General features: G+C 45.0%; 20 protein-coding genes. 13 read left to right on the forward strand and 7 right to left on the reverse strand.

What is annotated here, in order from left to right; all coding sequences use genetic code 11:
• The first annotated feature begins 123 nt into the window (after nt 1-123).
• Nucleotides 124-1,410, forward strand: coding sequence for a hypothetical protein (locus LZG74_RS08400; RefSeq protein ID WP_233796104.1), 1,287 nt, complete (start codon nt 124-126; stop codon nt 1,408-1,410).
• A 112-nt stretch (nt 1,411-1,522) separates the two neighbouring features.
• Nucleotides 1,523-3,076 (forward strand): hypothetical protein, encoded by a 1,554-nt coding sequence (locus tag LZG74_RS08405; RefSeq protein ID WP_233796105.1) that lies wholly within the window; start codon nt 1,523-1,525, stop codon nt 3,074-3,076.
• Between the two features lie 79 nt (nt 3,077-3,155).
• Here the strand turns inward: LZG74_RS08405 and LZG74_RS08410 are convergent, their stop codons facing one another.
• From LZG74_RS08410 to LZG74_RS08420, 3 genes are read right to left on the reverse strand one after another with little or no spacing between them, the layout of a single operon-like run.
• The gene (locus LZG74_RS08410; RefSeq protein WP_233796106.1) at nt 3,156-3,659 is read right to left on the reverse strand and encodes a shikimate kinase; all 504 of its coding nucleotides are present in this window, start codon (nt 3,657-3,659) and stop codon (nt 3,156-3,158) included.
• 5 nt (nt 3,660-3,664) lie between these two features.
• Nucleotides 3,665-4,756, reverse strand: a complete 1,092-nt coding sequence (locus LZG74_RS08415) for a BT_3928 family protein (protein ID WP_233796107.1) — start codon at nt 4,754-4,756, stop codon at nt 3,665-3,667.
• 39 nt (nt 4,757-4,795) lie between these two features.
• A complete protein-coding gene (locus tag LZG74_RS08420; protein ID WP_233796108.1) occupies nt 4,796-5,341 on the reverse strand; it encodes a DUF1599 domain-containing protein in 546 nt (181 codons plus the stop codon).
• Between the two features lie 84 nt (nt 5,342-5,425).
• On the opposite strand from LZG74_RS08420, the gene folP reads away from it, so the two are divergent.
• From folP to LZG74_RS08445, 5 genes are all read left to right on the forward strand, one after another.
• On the forward strand, nt 5,426-6,274 hold the full coding sequence (gene folP / locus LZG74_RS08425) for a dihydropteroate synthase (RefSeq protein ID WP_233796109.1): 849 nt from the start codon (nt 5,426-5,428) through the stop codon (nt 6,272-6,274).
• Nucleotides 6,275-6,312: 38 nt separating this feature from the next.
• On the forward strand, nt 6,313-7,116 hold the full coding sequence (gene cdaA, locus LZG74_RS08430) for a diadenylate cyclase CdaA (RefSeq protein ID WP_233796110.1): 804 nt from the start codon (nt 6,313-6,315) through the stop codon (nt 7,114-7,116).
• Between the two features lie 105 nt (nt 7,117-7,221).
• A complete protein-coding gene (gene rpsT, locus LZG74_RS08435; RefSeq protein ID WP_233796111.1) occupies nt 7,222-7,485 on the forward strand; it encodes a 30S ribosomal protein S20 in 264 nt (87 codons plus the stop codon).
• A 171-nt stretch (nt 7,486-7,656) separates the two neighbouring features.
• Complete coding sequence (locus LZG74_RS08440) at nt 7,657-8,937, forward strand: beta-propeller fold lactonase family protein (protein ID WP_233796112.1); 1,281 nt, start codon at nt 7,657-7,659, stop codon at nt 8,935-8,937.
• A gap of 130 nt (nt 8,938-9,067) precedes the next feature.
• On the forward strand, nt 9,068-10,681 hold the full coding sequence (locus tag LZG74_RS08445; protein ID WP_233796113.1) for an ABC-F family ATP-binding cassette domain-containing protein: 1,614 nt from the start codon (nt 9,068-9,070) through the stop codon (nt 10,679-10,681).
• 73 nt (nt 10,682-10,754) lie between these two features.
• Here the strand turns inward: LZG74_RS08445 and LZG74_RS08450 are convergent, their stop codons facing one another.
• Together LZG74_RS08450 and LZG74_RS08455 are read right to left on the reverse strand one after the other, a co-directional pair.
• Nucleotides 10,755-11,390: a gluconate 2-dehydrogenase subunit 3 family protein gene (locus tag LZG74_RS08450; RefSeq protein ID WP_233796114.1), complete on the reverse strand. Its 636-nt coding sequence runs from the start codon at nt 11,388-11,390 to the stop codon at nt 10,755-10,757.
• Between the two features lie 28 nt (nt 11,391-11,418).
• Nucleotides 11,419-13,158, reverse strand: coding sequence for a GMC family oxidoreductase (locus LZG74_RS08455; RefSeq protein ID WP_026630293.1), 1,740 nt, complete (start codon nt 13,156-13,158; stop codon nt 11,419-11,421).
• Nucleotides 13,159-13,335: 177 nt separating this feature from the next.
• Between LZG74_RS08455 and LZG74_RS08460 the strand changes: the two genes are divergently transcribed.
• Complete coding sequence (locus tag LZG74_RS08460) at nt 13,336-14,289, forward strand: L-threonylcarbamoyladenylate synthase (protein ID WP_233796115.1); 954 nt, start codon at nt 13,336-13,338, stop codon at nt 14,287-14,289.
• A 402-nt stretch (nt 14,290-14,691) separates the two neighbouring features.
• Here the strand turns inward: LZG74_RS08460 and LZG74_RS08465 are convergent, their stop codons facing one another.
• Entirely contained in the window at nt 14,692-16,119 is a 1,428-nt protein-coding gene (locus LZG74_RS08465; RefSeq protein ID WP_233796116.1) for an ATP-dependent RecD-like DNA helicase, read from the reverse strand.
• A 146-nt stretch (nt 16,120-16,265) separates the two neighbouring features.
• Here LZG74_RS08465 and LZG74_RS08470 point away from each other — a divergent pair, with 146 nt between their 5' ends.
• From LZG74_RS08470 to coaD, 4 genes are all read left to right on the forward strand, one after another.
• Entirely contained in the window at nt 16,266-16,706 is a 441-nt protein-coding gene (locus LZG74_RS08470; RefSeq protein ID WP_026630290.1) for a CBS domain-containing protein, read from the forward strand.
• Nucleotides 16,707-16,774: 68 nt separating this feature from the next.
• Complete coding sequence (locus tag LZG74_RS08475; protein WP_233796117.1) at nt 16,775-17,278, forward strand: NUDIX domain-containing protein; 504 nt, start codon at nt 16,775-16,777, stop codon at nt 17,276-17,278.
• Between the two features lie 22 nt (nt 17,279-17,300).
• Nucleotides 17,301-18,206, forward strand: a complete 906-nt coding sequence (locus LZG74_RS08480) for a DUF3822 family protein (protein ID WP_233796118.1) — start codon at nt 17,301-17,303, stop codon at nt 18,204-18,206.
• Between the two features lie 17 nt (nt 18,207-18,223).
• Nucleotides 18,224-18,700, forward strand: coding sequence for a pantetheine-phosphate adenylyltransferase (gene coaD / locus LZG74_RS08485; RefSeq protein WP_233796119.1), 477 nt, complete (start codon nt 18,224-18,226; stop codon nt 18,698-18,700).
• A gap of 36 nt (nt 18,701-18,736) precedes the next feature.
• On the opposite strand, the gene LZG74_RS08490 is transcribed toward coaD, so the two are convergent.
• The gene (locus LZG74_RS08490; RefSeq protein WP_233796120.1) at nt 18,737-19,423 is read right to left on the reverse strand and encodes an NUDIX hydrolase; all 687 of its coding nucleotides are present in this window, start codon (nt 19,421-19,423) and stop codon (nt 18,737-18,739) included.
• A gap of 101 nt (nt 19,424-19,524) precedes the next feature.
• Here LZG74_RS08490 and LZG74_RS08495 point away from each other — a divergent pair, with 101 nt between their 5' ends.
• Nucleotides 19,525-20,829 (forward strand): hemolysin family protein, encoded by a 1,305-nt coding sequence (locus LZG74_RS08495; RefSeq protein WP_255699045.1) that lies wholly within the window; start codon nt 19,525-19,527, stop codon nt 20,827-20,829.
• The last annotated feature ends 1 nt before the right edge of the window (nt 20,830 follow it).

A 20,830-nucleotide genomic window follows, 5' to 3' on the forward strand; every position in this document is an offset into this window, starting at 1 on the left:
GCGAGTTGCAAAGATAGTTTTTTATGTTAACTTTGGAATTAATGTATTGTAACGGACGTTTACTTAGTACTTAGGAACGAAATTTTATATATATTAGCAACAAACTTTTAATCCTTAAAAGCCATGACGATGATCAATAAAGCAAAATATCTTTCTTTGCTAGTGTTGCTGGGAGCTTGGGGATGTACCACAAATCAATATGTTTCACGATCAGGCGGTTATGATGACCTCTACGGAAATAACACCGGCCCTGGCGTAGTGAGAGGAGAACAGGGTGCAGATCAAGATATTTCCCGCTCAGACAATCCCGACTACGCCTATACAGGCAATGCGGATGAAGGAACAAGTGATTACTACGATGAGTCGTACTTGTCTTCAAGAAGTGTAAATCGTGCGCTTTCACCGGATCCAGGCTATAACGCCGGATTTGCAGACGGTTACGACCGCGGCGCATCCCGTTTTGCTAATCCTTACGGCTTTGGCGGTTTGGGTTCTTACTGGCCCGGAAGCATGATGAATTTAGGCTTCCAGTTCGGATATGGCAGAATTCGTCCTTACGTAGGTTTTGGAATGGGTTCAATGCTGGGATATGGCTACTCGCCCTGGGGGATGAACAGCATGTACGGATTCGGTTATGATCCTTTTGGTTATAATGGTTTCGGTTACAATGGCTTCGGTTATTCTCCATGGGGCTACAATAGCATGTATGGATACGGTTATGATAGCTTCTACGGAGGTGGTTATGGCTATAATCCATGGGCTTACAGTCGTCCGGTTGTTGTAGTGAACAATTACGAAAGCAGAGGCCTGACCAGAACAGCCGGACCACGCGTGGTTGCCGGAACTAGTTCAAGGAGCAACGGCCGCTCTAACAGCAATGGAAATTACGTAGGTTCTCCGCGCAGTGCATCAGGTAACAGATCAGGCAGAAGTGCAGCAAACAGCACGATTTCAGCCAATGATACTTATTCTTCACCACGGTCGTCAAGATCAGGTAACAGAACAGGCGTTGCAGATGCGGGAGGAAGAACAGCCGCTGGAAGTTCTTACAACAGCAGCAGAGGTTCAAGCGAAGGGAACAATGTATATTACTCACGTCCACGTGCCAGCAGCGGAAGCAATTATTCTTCTGATGGCGTAACAACAAGAAGCTACCAGGCATCGCCAAGGTCTTCAAGAGGTTCAAGTGGCAGTACTTATACGGCACCTACGAGAAGCCAGTCTGACTATACTGCTCCGACAAGAAGTTATTCAACACCGAGCAGCAGAAGCGAGTCTTACTCAGCTCCTCAACGCACATACAGCCAGCCTACTTACAGCGCACCATCCAGAAGTTACAGTGCTCCTGCGAGCAGTGGCGGTGGTGGAGGCGGCGGGGCAACTCGTTCTTCTTCAAGAGGACCAAGATAATTGGCTGATAATTGCGCTTAAAATGAATTTCAAACCCTGCAAGATGTCATAATTTTGCAGGGTTTTCGTTTAATTAGTATTTGAACTAACTGTCGAATTCTTTATCTGAAACATGACTAAACCACTTCTTTGGGGCGCTGTGTTCTGTGCCCTTTTAACTTCCTCAACAACCTACGCGCAATACGCGACAGACGCTTTGCGATATTCCGAAAGTGACCAGACCGGATCAGCCAGATTCCAGTCCTTAGGCGGCAACCATGCTTCGCTGGGAGGTGACCCAAGCTCAATTCATGGCAACCCGGCCGGGTTGGGATTTTATACCAGATCCGAACTTACATTCAGTCCGGGAATCACGCCCAGCAACACGAAAACCAGCTACTTAGGCGATAAAAACTCGGCAAACAAAGGGAACCTGAACATTGCACAGGCTTCGTTGGTAATAGCCAGTCAGCCGGGATTTCAGCGCAAATGGAAACGCTCTTCATTGGGTATATCGTTTTCACGGCAGCAGTCATTCCGGGACCATTATACATTCTCGGGGCCTAATGACAAAAGTGCCTTTGTAGATAAAGTGGTTGAAGATGCTAATGCTAACAAAGTTTCTATCCAGCAGCTTGACGCAGACTTTGAGGGCAACGCTTCCAATGGCGGTCCGATGGCCTACTCGCTTCCGGCAGCTTATTATCAAATGTATCTGATAAGCCCATCGTCAGAAGCCGGGCCTCCTTATAACGCGCTTGATAAAAACAGCGTCGTGGACCAGTTCGGAACTTATACGGCAACCGGCGCGAATACGCAGTGGACAATCGCCTATGCAGGTAATTATAATGATAAACTGTACATCGGTGCCAATTTCGGTTTCAGCAGGATCAGATATAATTACGACCGTACCTTTCAGGATAGTTATGTGAACAGTCCGGAGTTGATCTACACCCAACAAAATGAGGCTTTGACCGTAACTGGCAACGGGGTGAATTTTGCTCTTGGTGTTATTTATAAGGTTAACCCTGTTTTCCAGCTTGGCGGTGTGCTAACCAGTCCAACATTCAGCTCTATCAAAGAGACTTTTACACAAAATGTCAGCACTGAATTTGTTGATGACCGTGTAACCGGTCCGGATGGAACATTGATCCAGCCTCCCTATTTGAACCTGCCGATCGCGCCCAATGACTTTGTGTATTCGTTGAGAAGTCCGCTAAAAGCAAACTTTGGAGCAACATTCTTTGTACAAGACAGAGGTTTCATAACCGGATCTGTGGAATACCAGGATTACAGTGCTATGGGTGTTCGGACAAATTACCTGAGCAGCAGTGACAACTCTGCATTTAAGTCCAATACAAAAGCTGAACTTAGAGACACATTCCGCAGCTCTTATAATTTCAGATTAGGCGGTGAGTTCAGGGCGAATTTGTTCCGGGCAAGGCTTGGCGCTGCTTATATTGGCGATCCTTACCAAAACAATGACGGAATTAAAAGAGATAAGCTGCTTTTTTCAGCCGGAGCTGGCATTCGTAAAGACAGGTTTTTTGCCGACCTCAGCGGAACAATGAGCACATTCAAATCCCTTTATACACCCTATGTCTTAAATAATCCCGAAAACTATGCGTCTGTTGAAGTGACGCACAGGCCGGTAAACGTTGTAATGACTTTTGGGATGAATTTCTAAAAACGATTTCAGCTGTAAATGAAAATGCCCTCAACCAGTGATCCACTTGTTGAGGGCATTTTTCTGTTATGCAGGTTTTCTACAATAACGGATGGAGCATTTCTAGTAAATGATTTGCTTCAATTTCACCTTTTATAACAATGTCTGCTTGTGAATAAAAAGGCAGGCGCTCATCGATTTTGTTCTGTAATGTTTCTTCTAGCGAAGTTGCTCCCGACAAGATAGGGCGATCGTCCTTGCCGTGGCTGCGGATCCTTTTGGCCAGGCTGGAAGCAGGAACATCCAGAAATACACTGATGCCCATTCCCTTAATAAAAGCCATATTATCATGAAAACAAGGTGTTCCTCCGCCCGATGCCAGCACGATGCCTTGCTGTGAAGCCTGTTCCTTCAAGATACGGCTCTCTACTTCACGGAAGTACGGTTCTCCCTTTTGTGCAAACAAGCCAGGAATGTCGCTTTGCTGATCCTTTTCAATCAATTTATCCAGATCAACAAACTTGTAACCCAGCAGTCTCGCCAGCTTTTTACCCAATGTCGATTTGCCTGACGACATCATACCGACTAATATGACATTCTTCATGCTCATTATTTTACCAGATCAATGACTTCCTCTGCGTCCGGCGTATCGTTATAATGCCATTTTCCTTTTACTATGCCGTCCTTCAAAAGCCACAAGCCCGGATTGGACCTGGAAATGGTTTTTAAAACCGTGGCATCCACATAGTAGTAAGGAGCATTGAGCTGATGCGCAGCCAGGAATTTTACAATTTCTTCACTATTGCCGGATGTAAGGATAATGGGTTCTACGCCCTTAGTTTTTACCCTGTTAATCAGCTTGTTAATGTCTGGTAAGGCAGCAGTATTAATGTCTGTCAGGTTTTTAATGATCAGGAAAAGCTTCTTGCCTTTGAATGTTTCCTCGGTATAATCGCCTGCATCATTCCAAACTTTGTAATCTGTTATTTTGGGCTTTGCGTCCTCATTCAGCACAACCATTTCCTTGAAAACCAATGTGGTATCACTTGGATATTTTTCAAACTCAACTTCTTTGCCGCCTTTATCAAAAATATACAGATAGCGCAATGGCTCGGAAGGTTTCAGTTGGGCCGGAATGCTGGCGCCGACGCGGTAGGGGAGCAGGTCCAGAATGGGCAGATGCCTTAATGCGTAAACAGCAATGCCGAGCGAAGCAATGGTCGAAATGACGACGATAATGCCGGTGGGCAATGCTTTGAATTTCTTTCGGTAAAAGACGATGATCAGGATCAGCGCAAGCAGGAAAATGTCTTTTCCAAACGAAGTCCAGGGCGTGAGCTTGATCGCCGCGCCGAAGCAGCCGCAATCCGTTACTTTATTGAAATAAGCAGAATAGAATGTCAGGAAGGTAAAAAATACAATGATCAGCAGGAGCGACCAGGCGGTTGTTCTGGGTTTATATCCTACAAGCAGCGCAATGCCCAGCACCACTTCGGCCGTACACAGAAAGACTGAAAAGTAAAGCGCCAGCGGAACAAGCGCCATAAAAAAGTCATGAAACTGGGGCAGGTCCATTGCAAAGACTTCAAAATACTCTTCCAGCTTGTATTGCGTTCCAACGGGATCATTCAGCTTGATCAGGCCTGAAAAAATGAATAGTAAGCCAACAATGACGCGTGAGATCTGAGCAAGAATTTTCATTTCAAAAATTTTAGGAATGCCAGTAACGACGATACCGGATCAATTGGTTTGCAAAGCATTGGATTTGATCAAGCAAAAGACAGAATAGTTGATAATGTCCTGATAACCAGCTTTAACTCCCTCAGAAACAAGGGTTAATCCCTGATTATCCTCGATCTGCTTGATCCTTAATAACTTCATGAGAATGATATCGGTCATAGAACTAACGCGCATATCGCGCCAGGCTTCGCCGTAATCATGATTTTTATTAAACAGCAATTCCTTCACTTCGTTCACTTGCTGATTGTATAATGTCGTCAGTTCGGTGTCATTGATCTCCTGCTTCTGCTCAATAGAGTTGATCTGGATCAATGCCATCACGCAATAATTGATAATTCCGATGAATTCTGAGGAAACATCTTCATCCACTTTCTGCATGCCTTTTTCCTGAATGGTGCGGATGCGCTGCGCTTTGATGAATATCTGGTCGGTAAGGGAAGGGATGCGCAATATGCGCCAGGATGTCCCGTAATCTTTATTTTTTTTTGCGAAAAGATCTTGGCAATACTGAATGATTTCCTGATATTCCGATTCTGTGGATTTCACTGCGTAAAATTGGTTTACTGCTTAATAGACAAGAAAATCAAACACTTTGATAATCACTTCCTTGTCTGGATTTAACAAGATTTTATGTTGCAAGTTAGCAAAAAAACGCTCAACATCAGGGGCAAACTGCTCGATCTGTCCACGCCAGCCGTGATGGGGATTCTCAACATTACACCCGATTCATTTTACGAAGGAAGCCGGATGCGATCGGAAGATGAATTACTCTCAAAAGCAGGTCAGATGCTGGCAGAGGGCGCTATAATGGTCGATATCGGCGGATATTCCACACGTCCCGGTGCAAAAGAAGTGGAGGCGGCCGAAGAGTCGGACCGGGTGGAGTCGGCTGTGGTGCCACTGAATAAAAATTTCCCTGAACTGATTATTTCTGTCGATACATTTCGGTCCGAAGTAGCGAGGCGGGCAATAGAAACAGGTGCCCACATCGTTAATGATGTTTCCGGAGGAACTCTGGACGATCAGATGTTTGATGTTGTCAGCACATTACGCGTTCCTTACATATTAATGCATATGCGCGGAACGCCACAAACGATGAGCACGATGACCACTTATAATCAGCTCGTTCCGGATGTTTTGAAAGATTTGAAAGGGAAGATAGACAAGCTGAGATCCTTGGGCGTTGCGGACCTTATTGTGGATCCGGGTTTCGGATTTGCCAAGAATACGGAACAGAATTTCGAGTTGATGCATCATTTGTCAGCATTCAGCTTGCTGGACTGCCTGCTTCTGGTTGGCATTTCGCGGAAAGCAACCATTTATAAAACGTTAGGCATATCCGCTGCGGAAGCATTAAATGGTACGTCTGTGATGAATTCAATGGCTTTGGAACGAGGGGCTTCCATCATTCGGGTGCACGATGTTAGGCCCGCTGCGGAAGCTGTTAAACTGTGGATGGCTACTTCAAGTGTAAATTAAAAAGAGTAATTTAGTCGCGAAATAATATTGATTTTCTTATGCGTGTGGGTTTTTTAAACATCAATTGGGCTGACGTCCTGGATGTTTTTTTGGTGGCCATCCTTCTTTATCAGGTTTTTACACTGGTCCGTGGAAGCATCGCGAGCCGGGTTTTTCTGGGTTACCTGTTTGTTTACGTGTTTTATCTGGTGGTAAAAGGGCTGGGACTGGGCTTACTCACCGCTATCCTGCAATATTTCATGGGCGTGGGAGCCGTTGCACTGATCGTCATTTTTCAGCAGGAAATCCGGCGGTTTTTGCTCATCATAGGTAAATCGACTATTTATACCAATAATGGTTTGCTAAAAAAAATGATGGGCAATTCGGTGCTGGACCTGAAAGGCAAAAATTTGAAAGAGATCGTCGATGCTTCCAAAACCATCGCCGCCAATTTTACCGGGGCACTCATAGTTATCAACAAGCGCGACGATCTGGGCAAGTTTGTGGAGACGGGTGAACTATTGGATGCCCGCGTTTCCAAACCGCTGCTGGTTTCTTTATTTAATCAATATAGTGAGCTGCATGACGGCGCTATTATCATTGTGGACGGCATTTTGAAAGCGGCCAGGTGTGTTTTACCGGTTGCCGACGGCATCGATGTTCCATCGTCGCTGGGATTCAGGCATCGTGCTGCCATGGGCATGAGCGAGGCTACGGACGCCATTGTGATCGTTATTTCGGAGCAGACAGGTAAAATTTCGCTTGCTGTGGAAGGTGAGCTGCACAGCAACATTCCTTATTCTGAATTGGAAAACCGCATAGAAGAATATTTGAATTCGGATGTGCAACGTATGCCCAAGTGAGTATTGTAAGGTTTAGCAAATATATTTACAGCTAAATTTGGCATTTCAACAAGCAATTTCTATTTTTGCAAACCGAATAGAAGAAGAGAAAATTATCATTACAAAATGGCAAATCATAAATCAGCATTAAAAAGAATCCGCGCTAACGAAACAAAGCGTTTGCGTAATCGTTACCAACACAAAACTACACGTTCATACATAAAGAAATTGCGTGATACGACCGATAAGGCAGTAGCTGTTGAAGTTTACAAAACTGTATCTTCAATGTTGGATCGTTTGGCAAAGAAAAACATCATTCACAAGAAAAAAGCTTCTAACCAGAAGTCGAAATTGGCCAGATTGGTTAATTCAATTTCAGTTGCAGCATAATTTTTTGTAGCAAAGATTTTAGCCTCGGTAACGCTGTTATCGGGGCTTTTCTTTTTTTGTCGTATATTGCGGATTGAAAAAGAAACCTTGTAAGGCTTAAACCCTTTACAAGGTTTCTTTGGTTTAACCACCCTTTTAATAATGTAACCACCTTTAACTTAAATTCACTCTATGAAAAAAGTCGCATTATTTGCTGGTTTGGCAGCCTTGGGAGCAGTTCCGGCGATTGCCCAATCACCCATTAATTTTAATGCCCGGGGTTTGGTCGTTGTTTCAGATGCCGACATGGCAGCATCAGCGCTGGTCGATGGCAAGCTGTTGAGGGATAACACAGCAAAAGATCTGCTGACGACCATTAAATTTCCAGTTGAAAGAGGCAGTAAGGGATTTGGAAGCGCTATCGTATCCAATTCTGTGCTTGCATCTTCAAAGACATTAGCCGTCCCGGCGAACGGAACGCTTGCTTATGTGCTCGATAGCAGGCTGCGTCCGGAGGATGGCGTGAGTGAATATAAGGATGCATTCACCGAATTTCCGGCAGGAGAAAAATTGTTCGTCGTGGACATTACTAACCTGGCGGCGCCGAAAGCAAAATTTGGGTTTTCAGTCGGGCGCAAACCGAATGCTATTGATGTGAATAAAAACGAACTGATACTGACCACCAATGATGTCGGCAAAGAACTCGTTTTTATTGAGGCAGGGCCGGATGGCAAGCCTGCACGTTTCCTGAACCTGCCTGCGGCCATTGATACAGCAAATAAAATCATTGACATTACATGGCACCCATCCGGTGATTTCATCGCATTTACACTTGATAACTCCAATGAAGTAGGACTTTATAAAGTGATCCGGGAAGCAGGGAAGTTAAAGAATGTGGAAATGGTTGGCAAACCCATCAAAGTGGGAGCGGAGCCTTCTTTTGGTAAATTTTCGGCAGATGGAAGGCATTATTTTGTGCTGGATACCAAGGCGGCATCACCTGGAAAAGGAACCGGGGACGGCGAAATCCATGTTGTTAACTTCTCTATGGATGGCGCGATCGAACATAAAGTAGCCGCGCAGGTTCCTGCCGGAACAAATACGGGATCGTTTGCAGTGAGCCCGGACGGCTCTATGCTCGTAACCGTCAATGCGGGCAAAAGCGGTGCACCCTGGACGGAAGCAGGTTCAGGAGCCGGCGCTTCGCTGACATTATATAAAGTTGCAGCGCCTACGGGCGCACTGACAAAAGTGGCTGATTATCCGTTTGAAGGCATTTATCCGCAAAGCGTTGCATTTGATAAGGATGGTTCAAATGTGGCCGTTTCTGTCTTTGAATATCTTGCTTATGGCACAGGAAATGGAGGAGTTGAGTTCTGGACGGTTGCAAAAGGCGATTCGCCTTCGCTCAAAAAACAGGGCGCGATGATCAGCGTTGGCAGAGGCGCCCATACATTGCGGGTTATTCCTTAATCTTATTTCAATATTTCTGTGAAGCGGACTGGTAATCACTGGTTCGCTTCGTTTGTTTTAGTTTGTTCAACATGCGAATTCGTTCTGAATTTCGTAGTTTTGCGCTTTCATTCATAAAAATTATTTTAAAATGATTACGGTTCAGAACGTATCATTGCGATACGGCAAAAGGGTATTATTCGATGAGGTAAATATAAAGTTTGTTCCCGGCAATTGTTATGGTGTGATCGGAGCGAATGGCGCTGGGAAATCTACATTCTTGAAGATCCTTTCTGGCGAAATAGAACCGCAGACAGGCAATGTAAGCATGAACCCCGGGGAAAGGATGACTTTCCTGAAACAGGATCAGTTCGAATTCGATGCATATACTGTGATGGATACGGTGATCCTGGGCCATGAGCGCCTTTACAAGATCATGAAGGAGCGCGAGGCGATTTATGAAAAAGAAGAATTTACAGACGCCGATGGTGAAAAAGCAGCCGATCTGGAAGCAGAATTCGCTGACTTGAATGGTTGGGAAGCCGAAACCGAAGCTGCGCAATTATTGAGCGGACTAGGCCTTACGGAAGAGCAGCATTCTGCCACAATGGGCGATCTGAATGCCAATGATAAAGTGCGGGTTTTACTTGCACAGGCACTTTTTGGAAATCCGGACGTGCTGCTTCTTGATGAGCCTACCAACAACCTTGATGTTGAAACAGTGCTCTGGCTGGAAAACTTCCTTGCCGATTTCAAAAACACCGTGATCGTTGTTTCCCACGACAGGCACTTCCTGGATGAGGTTTGTACGCATGTGGTCGACATTGATTTCAGTAAAGTACAAATGTTCTCCGGTAACTATTCTTTCTGGTACGAGTCCAGCCAGCTTGCTTTGAAGCAGCGTCAGGACCAGAACAAGAAATCCGAGGATAAGCGCAAGGAATTGGAAGATTTTATTAGGAGATTCAGTGCCAATGCTTCGAAATCCAAGCAAGCGACTTCCCGAGCCAAACTGCTGGATAAGCTTACGATTGATGACATTAAGCCGTCTTCACGTAAATACCCATATATCGCTTTCAAATCTGAAAGGGAAGTTGGCGATCAGCTTTTGCGTGTGGAAGGCCTGTCAAAAACGGCTGATGACGGCACAAAGCTGTTTGAAAATGTTAGTTTCAATGTAAATAAAGGGGACAAAATAGCGTTCGTGAGCCGCAACGTGATGGCAATCAGCTCTTTCTTTGATATTATCAATGAAGAACAGAAGGCGGACAAAGGAACTTACACCTGGGGCGTTACCATTACCAAGTCATATTTCACAAAAGATCCGACTTCGTTTTTTGACGTAGATCTGAATCTGGTTGACTGGTTGCGTCAATATTCTGAGGAGAAGGACGAAAGTTTTATCCGCGGATTTTTGGGAAGAATGCTTTTCTCGGGTGAAGAATCTTTAAAGAAAGCGAAAGTGCTCTCGGGAGGTGAAAAAGTGCGTTGTATGCTTTCCAGAACCATGCTTTCAGGCGCTAATGCATTGGTTTTGGATGATCCTACCAACCACCTTGACCTTGAATCCATTACGGCATTGAACAATGGCCTGATCGATTTCTCCGGTTGTCTTTTGTTTTATTCCCATGACCACCAGTTCGTTCATACTATCGCGAACCGGATCATTGAAATCGGGCCGAAAGGAATTTTAGATAAACTAATGTCTTACGACGAATTCCTGAAAGACGAAACTGTGAAGCAGCAGCGTCAGAAGCTTTACTAATAGGCAAAGTTACTATAAATGAAAAGGCCCGGTCACTGAGAAGTAATCGGGCCTTTTGCTATAAAACCAAATGCTATTCGTAGCTCAAACCATATTGCTTCAAAACATCCGCAGGAACACCTTCCCACACATTTGGCGTGTTACCCATATAACCCAGGTCAGCAATGCCAATTTTAGATGTATAGTAACCGGATGCAGTTAAATTACGCATCAGATTGAAGAAGGCAACACCTTGGCTGTGCATTGGTTTCGCTTTTTCAGGATATGCGATGTCGTCCACAATCTGCAATTGCTGCGCTTTGGTCAATAATGTGAAGCCTTTTTTGAATCTTTTGTTAGATTCCAATTCAAGCCATTTCAGACCACCACGCAAAGGAACCTGGTTTTGAGGCATATCCTTGGCAATGAATTCGATAAAATCCGGTACGCCCGCTTGTGACGCGCTGCCCGATTTATCATCAGCCGGGATGATAATGTCTACCAGCACTTTGATGGTTGCCAGTTCTGCCACTGTAAGGAATTTTTCCTTCATTAATTTGGCGTCCCTGATCGCTTCTTCCTTTGTGCGTCCACCCGGAATTTTAAGCGGGGTTTCCGGGGGCGTTTGGATATCAAGTTCTCTTTGTTCAGCGAGGGCAACCTGCGGGCTTAATGCAGTTATCCCCAAGGAACTGAGCGTTAATGCTTTTAATGTATCTCGACGTTTCATAGTTATGATTTGAAACTGTGTTCCAATGTTAGATATTTTTCTGTTTAACCTGCTCCGTGATATACTCCGAAGCTCTCATAGAAAGCGCCAGAATGGTCCAGGTTGGGTTTTTATCCGCTTGGGATACAAAAGAACCACCATCTACCACAAACACGTTTTTCGCGTCGTGCGCTTGTGAGAACTTGTTCAACGCAGAAGTTTTGGGATCATTACCCATACGCACCGTTCCTACTTCGTGAATGATACGACCCGGAGCTGCAATGCCGTAATTGGTGTCTGCGCCAGGCTTGGTTCCACTCGCAACGCCACCCAATGCATGAATGATCTCTTCGAAAGTGTCATGCATGTGTTTTGCTTGTTTGATCTCGTAATCCGTCCATTTGTAGTGGAAACGGAGCACCGGAATACCAAACTTATCAACCACATTCGGGTCAATTTCGCAGTAGTTATCAAAATTGGGAACCGCTTCGCCACGACCGGCCATTCCTACATATGCTCCGTAGAAGCGACGGTAATCCTCTTTCAACGACGAACCATATCCACCTGCTGGCTTGGTAACACCTGCTGCTGTCGGATATTTTCCGTTCATATTTTCAATTCCAGCACCGAATCCGTAGCTAGGCATGCCCATTCCACCGCCGTATTCAATGTGGTAACCTCTTGGGAAATCCAGTTTTTTGTTGTCCAGCCACCAAGGCGTGTACACGTGCATTCCGCCTACACCATCCTCGTTATAACGCTTTCTGTCCATTAAGTGCGGAAGGAACGCGCCGCGTGAAGCACCCGTTGAATCATGCAGATATCTTCCTACCACGCCGCTTGAATTTGCTAGTCCGTTCGGGTGTCTGTCCGATTTTGAGTTCAATAGCAGCCTTGCAGATTCCCCTGCACTTGCAGCAAGAACAACAACTTTTGCCTTGATGGTATGCTCAGTAAGTTTTTGACTGTCAACATAAGAAACGCCTGTTGCAAGCCCTGTAACCGGATCGGTAAGCACTTCGCGTGCCATTGCATTGTTGATCAATGTAACATTGCCCGTTTTTACAGCAGGGATACAAAGCACAGATGATGAAGAAAAATCCGCATATGCCTGGCAAGCGCGGGAGCACTGACTGCAATAGAAGCAAACCCCACGCTGATCGTTAATCGGTTTAGTTAAGATCGAAAGCCGGGACGGGATAACCGGAATGTTGGCCTTCTTACCAGCCTGCTTAATGAAAAGCTCGTGCAAACGTGGCTTTGGAGGAGGAAGGAAGATACCATCCGGCTCATTGTCCATGTTCTCAACCGTTCCGAAAACCCCGATCAGCTTATCAACTTTATCATAGTAAGGCTTTACGTCGTCGTAACCGATCGGCCAGTCGTCGCCAAGTCCGTCTATGCTTTTTCTTTTAAAATCTTTTGGTCCGAAACGCAGCGAAATACGGCCCCAGTGATTGGTACGGCCGCCCAGCATCCGCGATCTGAACCAGTCGAATTGTGTTCCGTTCTTTCTTGTGTAAGGTTCCCCTTCCAGTTCCCAGCCTCCCCAGGCAGCATCGAAATCCCCGAACGGACGGTGGTTGGAAGCACCGCGGCGTGGCGATTCATATGGCCATTTGAGCTGCGTAATATATTTAGGATCAGCAGGATCGAAATATCCACCTGCCTCCAAAAGCGCCACTTTGGCTCCCTGTTGGGCAAGTTGAAGTGCTGCCATTCCACCTCCCGCTCCTGAGCCAATGATACAGACGTCAAAAACAGCAGGTTGTTCTTTGATTTGAAACATAGTAAAAAGGGTAGTTTAGAAATGCTATTTAATCAATAAATATAAACACGGATTATATACCAGTAGTCTGCAATCTCAATTTTAAAGGTTATTTAAAAACAATCTAAATGACTCGCCCCAACATTTGCTCTTAACAATCATCGCCGTACTTTTGCATTTTGAAAAACAGCATCCACTTTGGCGATTACCGGAAACGATATTGAAGTTGCAAAAGAATTCCTCATGAAAGGGGAATTGGTGGCTATTCCTACCGAAACTGTTTATGGATTGGCTGGTAATGCCTTGAACGACAGTGCGGTGCTGTCTATTTTCGAGGTGAAAAACCGGCCGGCCTTCGATCCGCTGATCATTCACACGGATTCACTAGAAAAAGTGCAGCAATACGTTTCCGATTTTCCGGAAAAAGCATTGCAGCTCGCCGTGCATTTCTGGCCCGGTCCGCTGACTTTATTGCTTCCCAAAAAACAGATCATTCCTGATCTGGTAACGTCCGGACTGGATAATGTTGCCGTGCGCGTTCCTGATCATCCTTTGCTGCTTGAACTTTTGAAGGAACTACCATTTCCACTTGCTGCGCCCAGTGCTAACCCGTTCGGTTACATTAGCCCTACGAATGCTGGCCATGTAAATGCGCAATTGGGAGAAAAGATAGCTTATATCTTGGATGGAGGTGAAAGTGAGGTGGGTATCGAATCGACCATTGTGGGTTTTGAAAATGACGAACCGGTGGTTTACAGGTTGGGCGGTTTAGCCGTGGAGGAGATTGAAGAGATCGTTGGAAAAATAAAGCTTATGCCACATTCTTCATCGAATCCCAAAGCGCCGGGAATGTTGAAAAGCCACTACGCGCCCAGGAAACCGCTTTATTTGTATGAGAGAGGAATATTTCCGGCAGGAGATGATGAGCTGACAGGTTATCTGGTTTTTGACAAATATCTGGAAGACATTGATCTGAAATATCAGCGTATTTTAAGTAAAAGTGGTGATATGAAGGAAGCTGCGCATAACTTGTTTGCATTTCTGAGGGAGTTGGATACATTGCCTGTGGAGCAGATCCGGGCAGAACGTGTCCCTTCAGAAGGCTTAGGCCTTGCGATCAACGACCGTCTGCAACGCGCCGCTGCCAAGTAGCAACCGCGCCGAAGCGAAGTAGTAAGTCGCAGAGCGACGCAATATTGGTAGAATGAACAATGTCAATGCAAATTGCCAATCCCGGAGGGATGCGACGGCAAGCATTATGCATGTCGTTACATGCCTGCCGGCATTACACTGTATTCGAAATTGTTTTTGCTACCGATATGTCATGCCTCCGGCATTTTTTTACATTTTGTGGTGATGTATTTTTGCCATGAAAGTCGCAGAGCGACGCAATATTGGTAGAATGAACAATGTTGATGCAAATTGCCAATCCCGGAGGGATGCAACAGCAAGCATTATGCATGTCGTTACATGCCTGCCGGCATTACATTGTATTCGAAATCGTTTTTGCTACCGATATGTCATGCCTCCGGCATTTTGATGCTTTTAGCATTTTTATTTGAAAAAGTGCTGGTGGAAATTAATTAGAAAAACCTCGTCGGTTGCCCTTGTAATGGCCGTGTAGAGCCATCGGATAAATTCTATATTGATTTGTTCCTCGGGTAAATAGCCCTGATCAATAAAAACGGAACTCCATTGGCCGCCCTGCGCTTTGTGGCAGGTTAATGCATATGCGAATTTTACTTGCAATGCATTTAGAAAAGGATCTTTCCGCAATGCTTCCATTCTTTCTTTCTTGGAAGCAATATCAAAATAGTCCTTCTGGACGCTTTCGTACAGCTTCTTGTTATCCTCGGCGGATAGGGAAGGGGAGGCGGAATGCAATGTGTCGAGGAAGATTTTGGCGTCGAATTCCGGTTGCTTTTCGTAATCGGTCAGGCGTAATGTTACGTCTGCGAAGCGGAAACCGTGCATTTCCTGCGTTTTTCGGATCTTTAATAATTCAACAAAATCTCCGTTGGCGATGAAGCCTGCGGGTGAATCCTCGTCGAGAATGTTGTAATTGTTGCGAACCACCATCAGCCGGTCACCGGCATCGAGTTCTTCTTCGGAAAAGTTAATAGTGCGCCGGATGTATTCATTGTATTGTACTGCGGATTTGTTGGAACGCGTCAGAATGATGGAATTTTCCTGGCCGTATTTGTCGTAAGCGTAGCGAAGCCCTTCTTCCAATTTTTCACCGGTCATCTTGAAAACATCTCGGTAGGAGCGTGTGGTGATCTGAATTTCGGGTTTTTCTGCGACCAACTGGTTCCTTAATGAAGTTGCGTTGAACAATATTCCGGATTCTTCATCCTGCCGCATTACTTCCCTTAATTCTTCCTGAAACACAGACATATAGAATGTCTTTTCCAGATAATCGCCGTCCAGGGCTGGGCTCAGTTCCTTACCAACGGGTGGGAGCTGCGCCACGTCGCCAACCAGCATGAGCTTGTTTCCGGGGTTTTCGAAAACGAATTCGATCAAATCGGCGAGCAAACTTTTGTTGCCGAAATCGGCATCATCGGTGATCATGGAAGCTTCATCGACAATAAAGAGCGTATTATCATGGTAATTTTTCTGCCGCTGGAATGTCAGGTTGCCCGAAAACGAGTCGGCGGTTTGCTTGTATATTTTCTTATGGATCGTTAACGCGACCTTTTCGGAATAGCCTGACATTACTTTTGCAGCACGGCCGGTCGGGGCGAGCAAAATGGATTTATAGCCAAAGTTCTTCAACACTTTAATCAATGTGCTGATGATGGTTGTCTTTCCTGTTCCCGCATAACCTTTCAGCAAAAAGCAGTCGCGGTAACGTTCCAGGCCTTTTTCTTCGACGAGAAAATCATTGGTCTGCTCGAAAAAACGAAGCTGGCCTTCGGTGGGTTTGAAAGGAAAACGCCTGCGTAAAAGTTGGGAAGGTAAAATCTTATCTGTTTCCATAATGCCGAAGCTAAGGCAAGGATTACTAAAATCAAAGTGTGCCTCAGTTACAAAAATATACTTAGAATTTATTGTATTTTAAAGGCGTAATTGCATATATTAGACTTCCAAAGTTTATCAATTACACTCCAAAACCTCAATCATCTATGCTAGTACAACATGTAATGGGCAACAAGCCTGTCAATGCGCTTTGGTCGGTAACGCAGGACAATACGGTGTTTGAAGCTCTGGAACTCATGGCCGCTAAGAACATCGGTGCAGTTTTGGTTCTTGAAGATAATGAATTGATCGGGATCTTTTCTGAAAGGGATTATGCCAGAAAAGTTATTCTGCAGGGAAAGAGTTCGCGGGACACGCGCATCCGGGAAGTAATGACCAGCAAAGTAATCACGGTTGAAACGGACCAGAAAATTGAGGAGTGTATGCAGATCATGTCTGATAAACATATCCGACATCTGCCTGTTAATCAGGATGGAAAGCTCGTCGGAATCATCTCCATCAATGACATTGTTTCCGCTATTATCTACGAACAAAAGGAGCACATCAATACGCTCGAAAGCTACATCTCAGGAAGTCCTTATTCCTGATCCTTATATTATATCTTGTCAATTATCCCAGGTTGGTTATCTTTGCCGCTCCAAAAAAGTGAGCGCTGGTGCAGACTTTGAATGATGAAGTAAAGAATCTATATGGGGGTAATGTGCGTGTCCGCGTGAGTGGCATATACATTGTTCAGAACCAGATTCTTTTGGTAAATCATTCATTGTATGGCGAAGGGAAGTCTTTTTGGAGCCCGCCGGGCGGAGGGATTCTTTTCGGGGAAACTGCCGGGGCGGCCTTGAAACGGGAGATCAAAGAAGAAACCGGTCTGGATGCTGAAATCGGGGATTTACTGTTTGTCAACGAGCATGTACGGCCTCCACTTCACGCTATTGAGCTTTTTTTTGAGATAAAAGCAGTGCAAGGCAAGATGGATAAAGGCGCTGATCCGGAAATTTCAGCGGCAAACCAGATCATTGAGGAAGTCAAATTTTTACGGCTCGATGAAATCAAATCTTTTCCCTCAGATGCATCTCACAGCATTTTCAGCAGAGTGCGATCATTGGAAGAGTTGCTCAGGTTGGACAAGTTTTTGGCTCAACCTGAAACATTAATATAGATTTTAACTTTACCCCTTTATTGTGGCAAATTCTGAAAACCAGGTCATTGAAATTATTCCTACGCTGCTTGTAGGCGATAACTCATTCGACGCGTCCAGTATTCCATTGTGCACATTGTGCATTGAGGTGGATGAAAGGCGCATCCGGTTTTGCATTGTCCGCGATGAAAACATGGAATGTATCTGGCTGGAAGATTACAGCTTTGAAACCGTTTTAAACCCTACGGAGATCTTTGAAAGGCTCAAAAAGGTTTTTACCGGACATTTGCTCTGGTCATCGCATAGCTGGAAATATGTCAGGATTTCAATTAATTCACACGCATTCAGCTTAATTCCCAATCTGATTTTTGAGCAGGATGCTGCGGCCGATTATCTCGCATTTGCATTGGGTAACCCGGTTCCTAAGGATGAAAAAGTGCTCTATCACGATCTTCCGCTTATCTGCGCACACAATGTCTTCAGCGTTCCGCAGATTTGGTACGACTGGATGATCAACCATTTTGGGTCGTCGCAGATCACATTCTACCATTTGACCAGCCCGCTGATCATTGGCGCACTCGTAAGCCATCTGGAACATCAGCAGCTGAGGATGGTTTCCGTTTATTTTGAAAAAGATTATTTCACGCTGGTCATTACCGAAAGCCAGCAACTGATACTTTGCAACCGGTTCCGCTTTTCCAAAACGCAGGAACTGGCCTACATCATTCTGTTCACACTAAGCCAGCTTAATTTCCTTCCCGAGGAGATGAAAGTGCTTTGCTACGGTGAAATCGCATCTTCTTCCGACGCTTACACCGAGCTTTCAAGATTTTTTCCCAATTTGCAGATTGGCAACGGACCCACAACGCTGAAATACAACAGACAATGTGCGGACGTTCCGGGACATCGTTATTTTGGCCTTTTCAATACCTACCTCGTATCATCTTAATTGTAAATACTGCTCTTATGAAGCGTATAGCACTATTTCCGGGATCGTTTGATCCATTCACAAAAGGGCACGAAGACATTGTTTTACGCGGATTACGGCTTTTTGATGAAGTGGTCATTGGCATTGGGAACAACGCAACCAAGAAGCGCTATTTCCCGCTCGATGTGATGAAGGAAATGATCGAAAAGACTTTTTCGGATCAAACTAATGTGAAGGTTGTTACTTATGATGACCTTACTGCGCATACAGCCCGTGAACTGGGAGCCACATTTCTGCTGAGAGGCTTGCGCAATACGACCGATTTCGAGTACGAAAATGGCATCTCGCAGGTCAACCGATATCTTTACGAAGAAATTGAAACGGTATTTCTGATCACTTCGCCCATGCTGGCGCCGATCAGTTCAAGCATTATCCGCGATTTGCACCGGTACGGGCAGCGTGTGGATGATTTTCTCCCTTATTCCCTTTCTGAACTAAATAAACTCAACCATTAAGGCTGAGTTTATTAAAAGTATAGTCTTGCGATATTATTATTCTTTAATGTCGTGGGTTTTATTCAAGCTTTCAATTACGTAACGAATTGAGCTGTAAGAATTTATAAGAATCGATTTAGCTTCGCTCTGCGTATACCAGCCTAGTTTTTCAATCTGCTCTTCCGCCTGCGGCTGCATGTTGGCGTCATCAATGCAGTCAAAAAGATACCATTTCGTCCGCTTTAAAATCCGGTTGTTATTGAGGCTGTAAGTGTGCCATGTGGTGCAGATTTTGTCCTTAACTGATGCTCTTACGCCGGTTTCTTCTTCAATCTCTCTGATAGCAGCCGTTCTGGAATTTTCACCTTTGTCCAGCTTGCCTTTGGGCAGGTCCCACTTTTTACGGCGGAACATGAAAAGCCACTTTCCCTCCTTTACCACAACACCTCCCGCGGCCTTGATAACTTTGTAACTGCCTTTAATTTTCTCTTCTACTTCCGACCTTTCCCGCGTCGCCATCGTGACTGATAACATGTCTGCCGGGACAGCTTTGTCCAGGAGTTCAATGAGCTGCATGGCAGAGGCGGCAGTGGTGTTCAGGAAGAGCACGTGGCCGGTTAACATCTTTTTTTGCAGCTTATCAAGTCTCAGGTCTACAATGTGATCGAAGGCGGAAGTTTCCGTTGCAGAAAGCTGATTGTTCCGTACAATTCGCAAAGGACGGTCGTCAAAAAAAATGATCATTTTTCAAATGGTACGTGAATCGATGCCAAAATTAAGTAAAGAGTTTAGTTTAGACAGTGATTATTATTGATAAATTTGTGCTTGTATCAAATATACAGTTCTTGGAACTCCTGATAATTCTACTGCTTGTGCTGCTCAATGGTGTCTTTTCCATGTCTGAGATTGCACTCGTTTCATCCCGGAAATCACGTCTCGAAGCCGCTGCAAAAAATGGAGATTCCAGTGCGAAAGCAGCCCTTCATCTCGCCAATTCACCCACTCGTTTTCTGTCCACCGTGCAAATCGGCATCACGCTTATCGGTCTTTTGACGGGTATGTACAGCGGTGACAACATTACGAGTGATTTTGAAAAATACATTGCTACCATCCCGTTTCTGATGCCATATGCCCATTCTCTGGCTGTTGGATCAGTGCTTGTATTTATTACATATTTATCATTAGTCCTCGGTGAGCTGGTTCCTAAAAGAATAGGAATGGCTAATCCCGAATCCATTTCGAAGTTCATGGCCATGCCTATGAACCTGCTTTCGAAGGCCACGGCGCCCTTTATCGCATTGCTAGGCTTTTCCAGTGACTTCATTATCAAGATTTTAAATATCAAACAAAGTGAAAATTCGGTCACAGAAGAGGAAATTAAAAGTTTGATACAGGAAGGGACTTCGGGCGGTGTCTTTGAAGAAATTGAGCAGGAGATCGTTCACAATGTGTTCCAGTTGGGAGACAGGAAAGTGACGTCACTCATGACCAATCGCCAGGAGATCGTTTGGCTGGACCTGGAAGATTCTGTTGAGGAAAATAAAGCCAAGATTTTCGATGCAAGACATTCGATTTATCCAGTTTGCCGCGGCGCTGTGGATGATGTGGTGGGTTTGGTTTATGTGAAAGACCTCATTGCAACGGATATAGAAGCGCAGCTTGCCAATATGAATGCGGTTGTAAAAGACCCTGTTTACCTGCCCGAAAGCAACCGCGCGTATCAGGCCCTAGCCAAATTTAAAGAGCAGCGTGTCTATTTTGGTATCATTGTGGACGAGTATGGCGGTCTTTTAGGAGTCTTAACCATGCACGACATCATGGATGCGCTCGTTGGTGATATTTCAGAGGATATTGAAGAAGCATCCGAAGTGGTCCGGAGGGAAGATGGCAGCTTCCTTATCGATGCGCAATTGCCATTCGATGATTTTATCCAGTATTTCAATCTCAACATTCAGGAAGCTGAGCGCCGGGAGTTTGTTGGATTCAACACATTGGGCGGTTTTGTGCTGCACATTCTTGAAAATATTCCTACCACCGGCGAGAAGTTCAAATGGAAGCACTTCGAGTTTGAAGTGATTGATATGGACCGGAGCCGGATCGATAAATTATTAGTAATCAATCATAGTACAAACGAAGAATCCGAAGACTAGC

Origin of the sequence: Dyadobacter sp. CY327 (assembly GCF_021390415.1) — a bacterium.
GTDB lineage: Bacteria > Bacteroidota > Bacteroidia > Cytophagales > Spirosomataceae > Dyadobacter > Dyadobacter chenhuakuii.

Excerpts from the sequence above, each read along its gene's own strand:
- LZG74_RS08470 (WP_026630290.1), top strand. The coding sequence starts at position 16,266 with ATGCTAGTACAACATGTAATGGGCAACAAGCCTGTCAATGCGCTTTGG.
- rpsT (WP_233796111.1), top strand. The coding sequence starts at position 7,222 with ATGGCAAATCATAAATCAGCATTAAAAAGAATCCGCGCTAACGAAACA.
- coaD (WP_233796119.1), top strand. The coding sequence starts at position 18,224 with ATGAAGCGTATAGCACTATTTCCGGGATCGTTTGATCCATTCACAAAA.
- LZG74_RS08465 (WP_233796116.1), bottom strand. The coding sequence starts at position 16,119 with ATGGAAACAGATAAGATTTTACCTTCCCAACTTTTACGCAGGCGTTTT.
- LZG74_RS08415 (WP_233796107.1), bottom strand. The coding sequence starts at position 4,756 with ATGAAAATTCTTGCTCAGATCTCACGCGTCATTGTTGGCTTACTATTC.
- cdaA (WP_233796110.1), top strand. The coding sequence starts at position 6,313 with ATGCGTGTGGGTTTTTTAAACATCAATTGGGCTGACGTCCTGGATGTT.
- LZG74_RS08450 (WP_233796114.1), bottom strand. The coding sequence starts at position 11,390 with ATGAAACGTCGAGATACATTAAAAGCATTAACGCTCAGTTCCTTGGGG.
- LZG74_RS08445 (WP_233796113.1), top strand. The coding sequence starts at position 9,068 with ATGATTACGGTTCAGAACGTATCATTGCGATACGGCAAAAGGGTATTA.
- folP (WP_233796109.1), top strand. The coding sequence starts at position 5,426 with ATGTTGCAAGTTAGCAAAAAAACGCTCAACATCAGGGGCAAACTGCTC.
- LZG74_RS08405 (WP_233796105.1), top strand. The coding sequence starts at position 1,523 with ATGACTAAACCACTTCTTTGGGGCGCTGTGTTCTGTGCCCTTTTAACT.
- LZG74_RS08490 (WP_233796120.1), bottom strand. The coding sequence starts at position 19,423 with ATGATCATTTTTTTTGACGACCGTCCTTTGCGAATTGTACGGAACAAT.
- LZG74_RS08400 (WP_233796104.1), top strand. The coding sequence starts at position 124 with ATGACGATGATCAATAAAGCAAAATATCTTTCTTTGCTAGTGTTGCTG.
- LZG74_RS08410 (WP_233796106.1), bottom strand. The coding sequence starts at position 3,659 with ATGAAGAATGTCATATTAGTCGGTATGATGTCGTCAGGCAAATCGACA.
- LZG74_RS08455 (WP_026630293.1), bottom strand. The coding sequence starts at position 13,158 with ATGTTTCAAATCAAAGAACAACCTGCTGTTTTTGACGTCTGTATCATT.
- LZG74_RS08440 (WP_233796112.1), top strand. The coding sequence starts at position 7,657 with ATGAAAAAAGTCGCATTATTTGCTGGTTTGGCAGCCTTGGGAGCAGTT.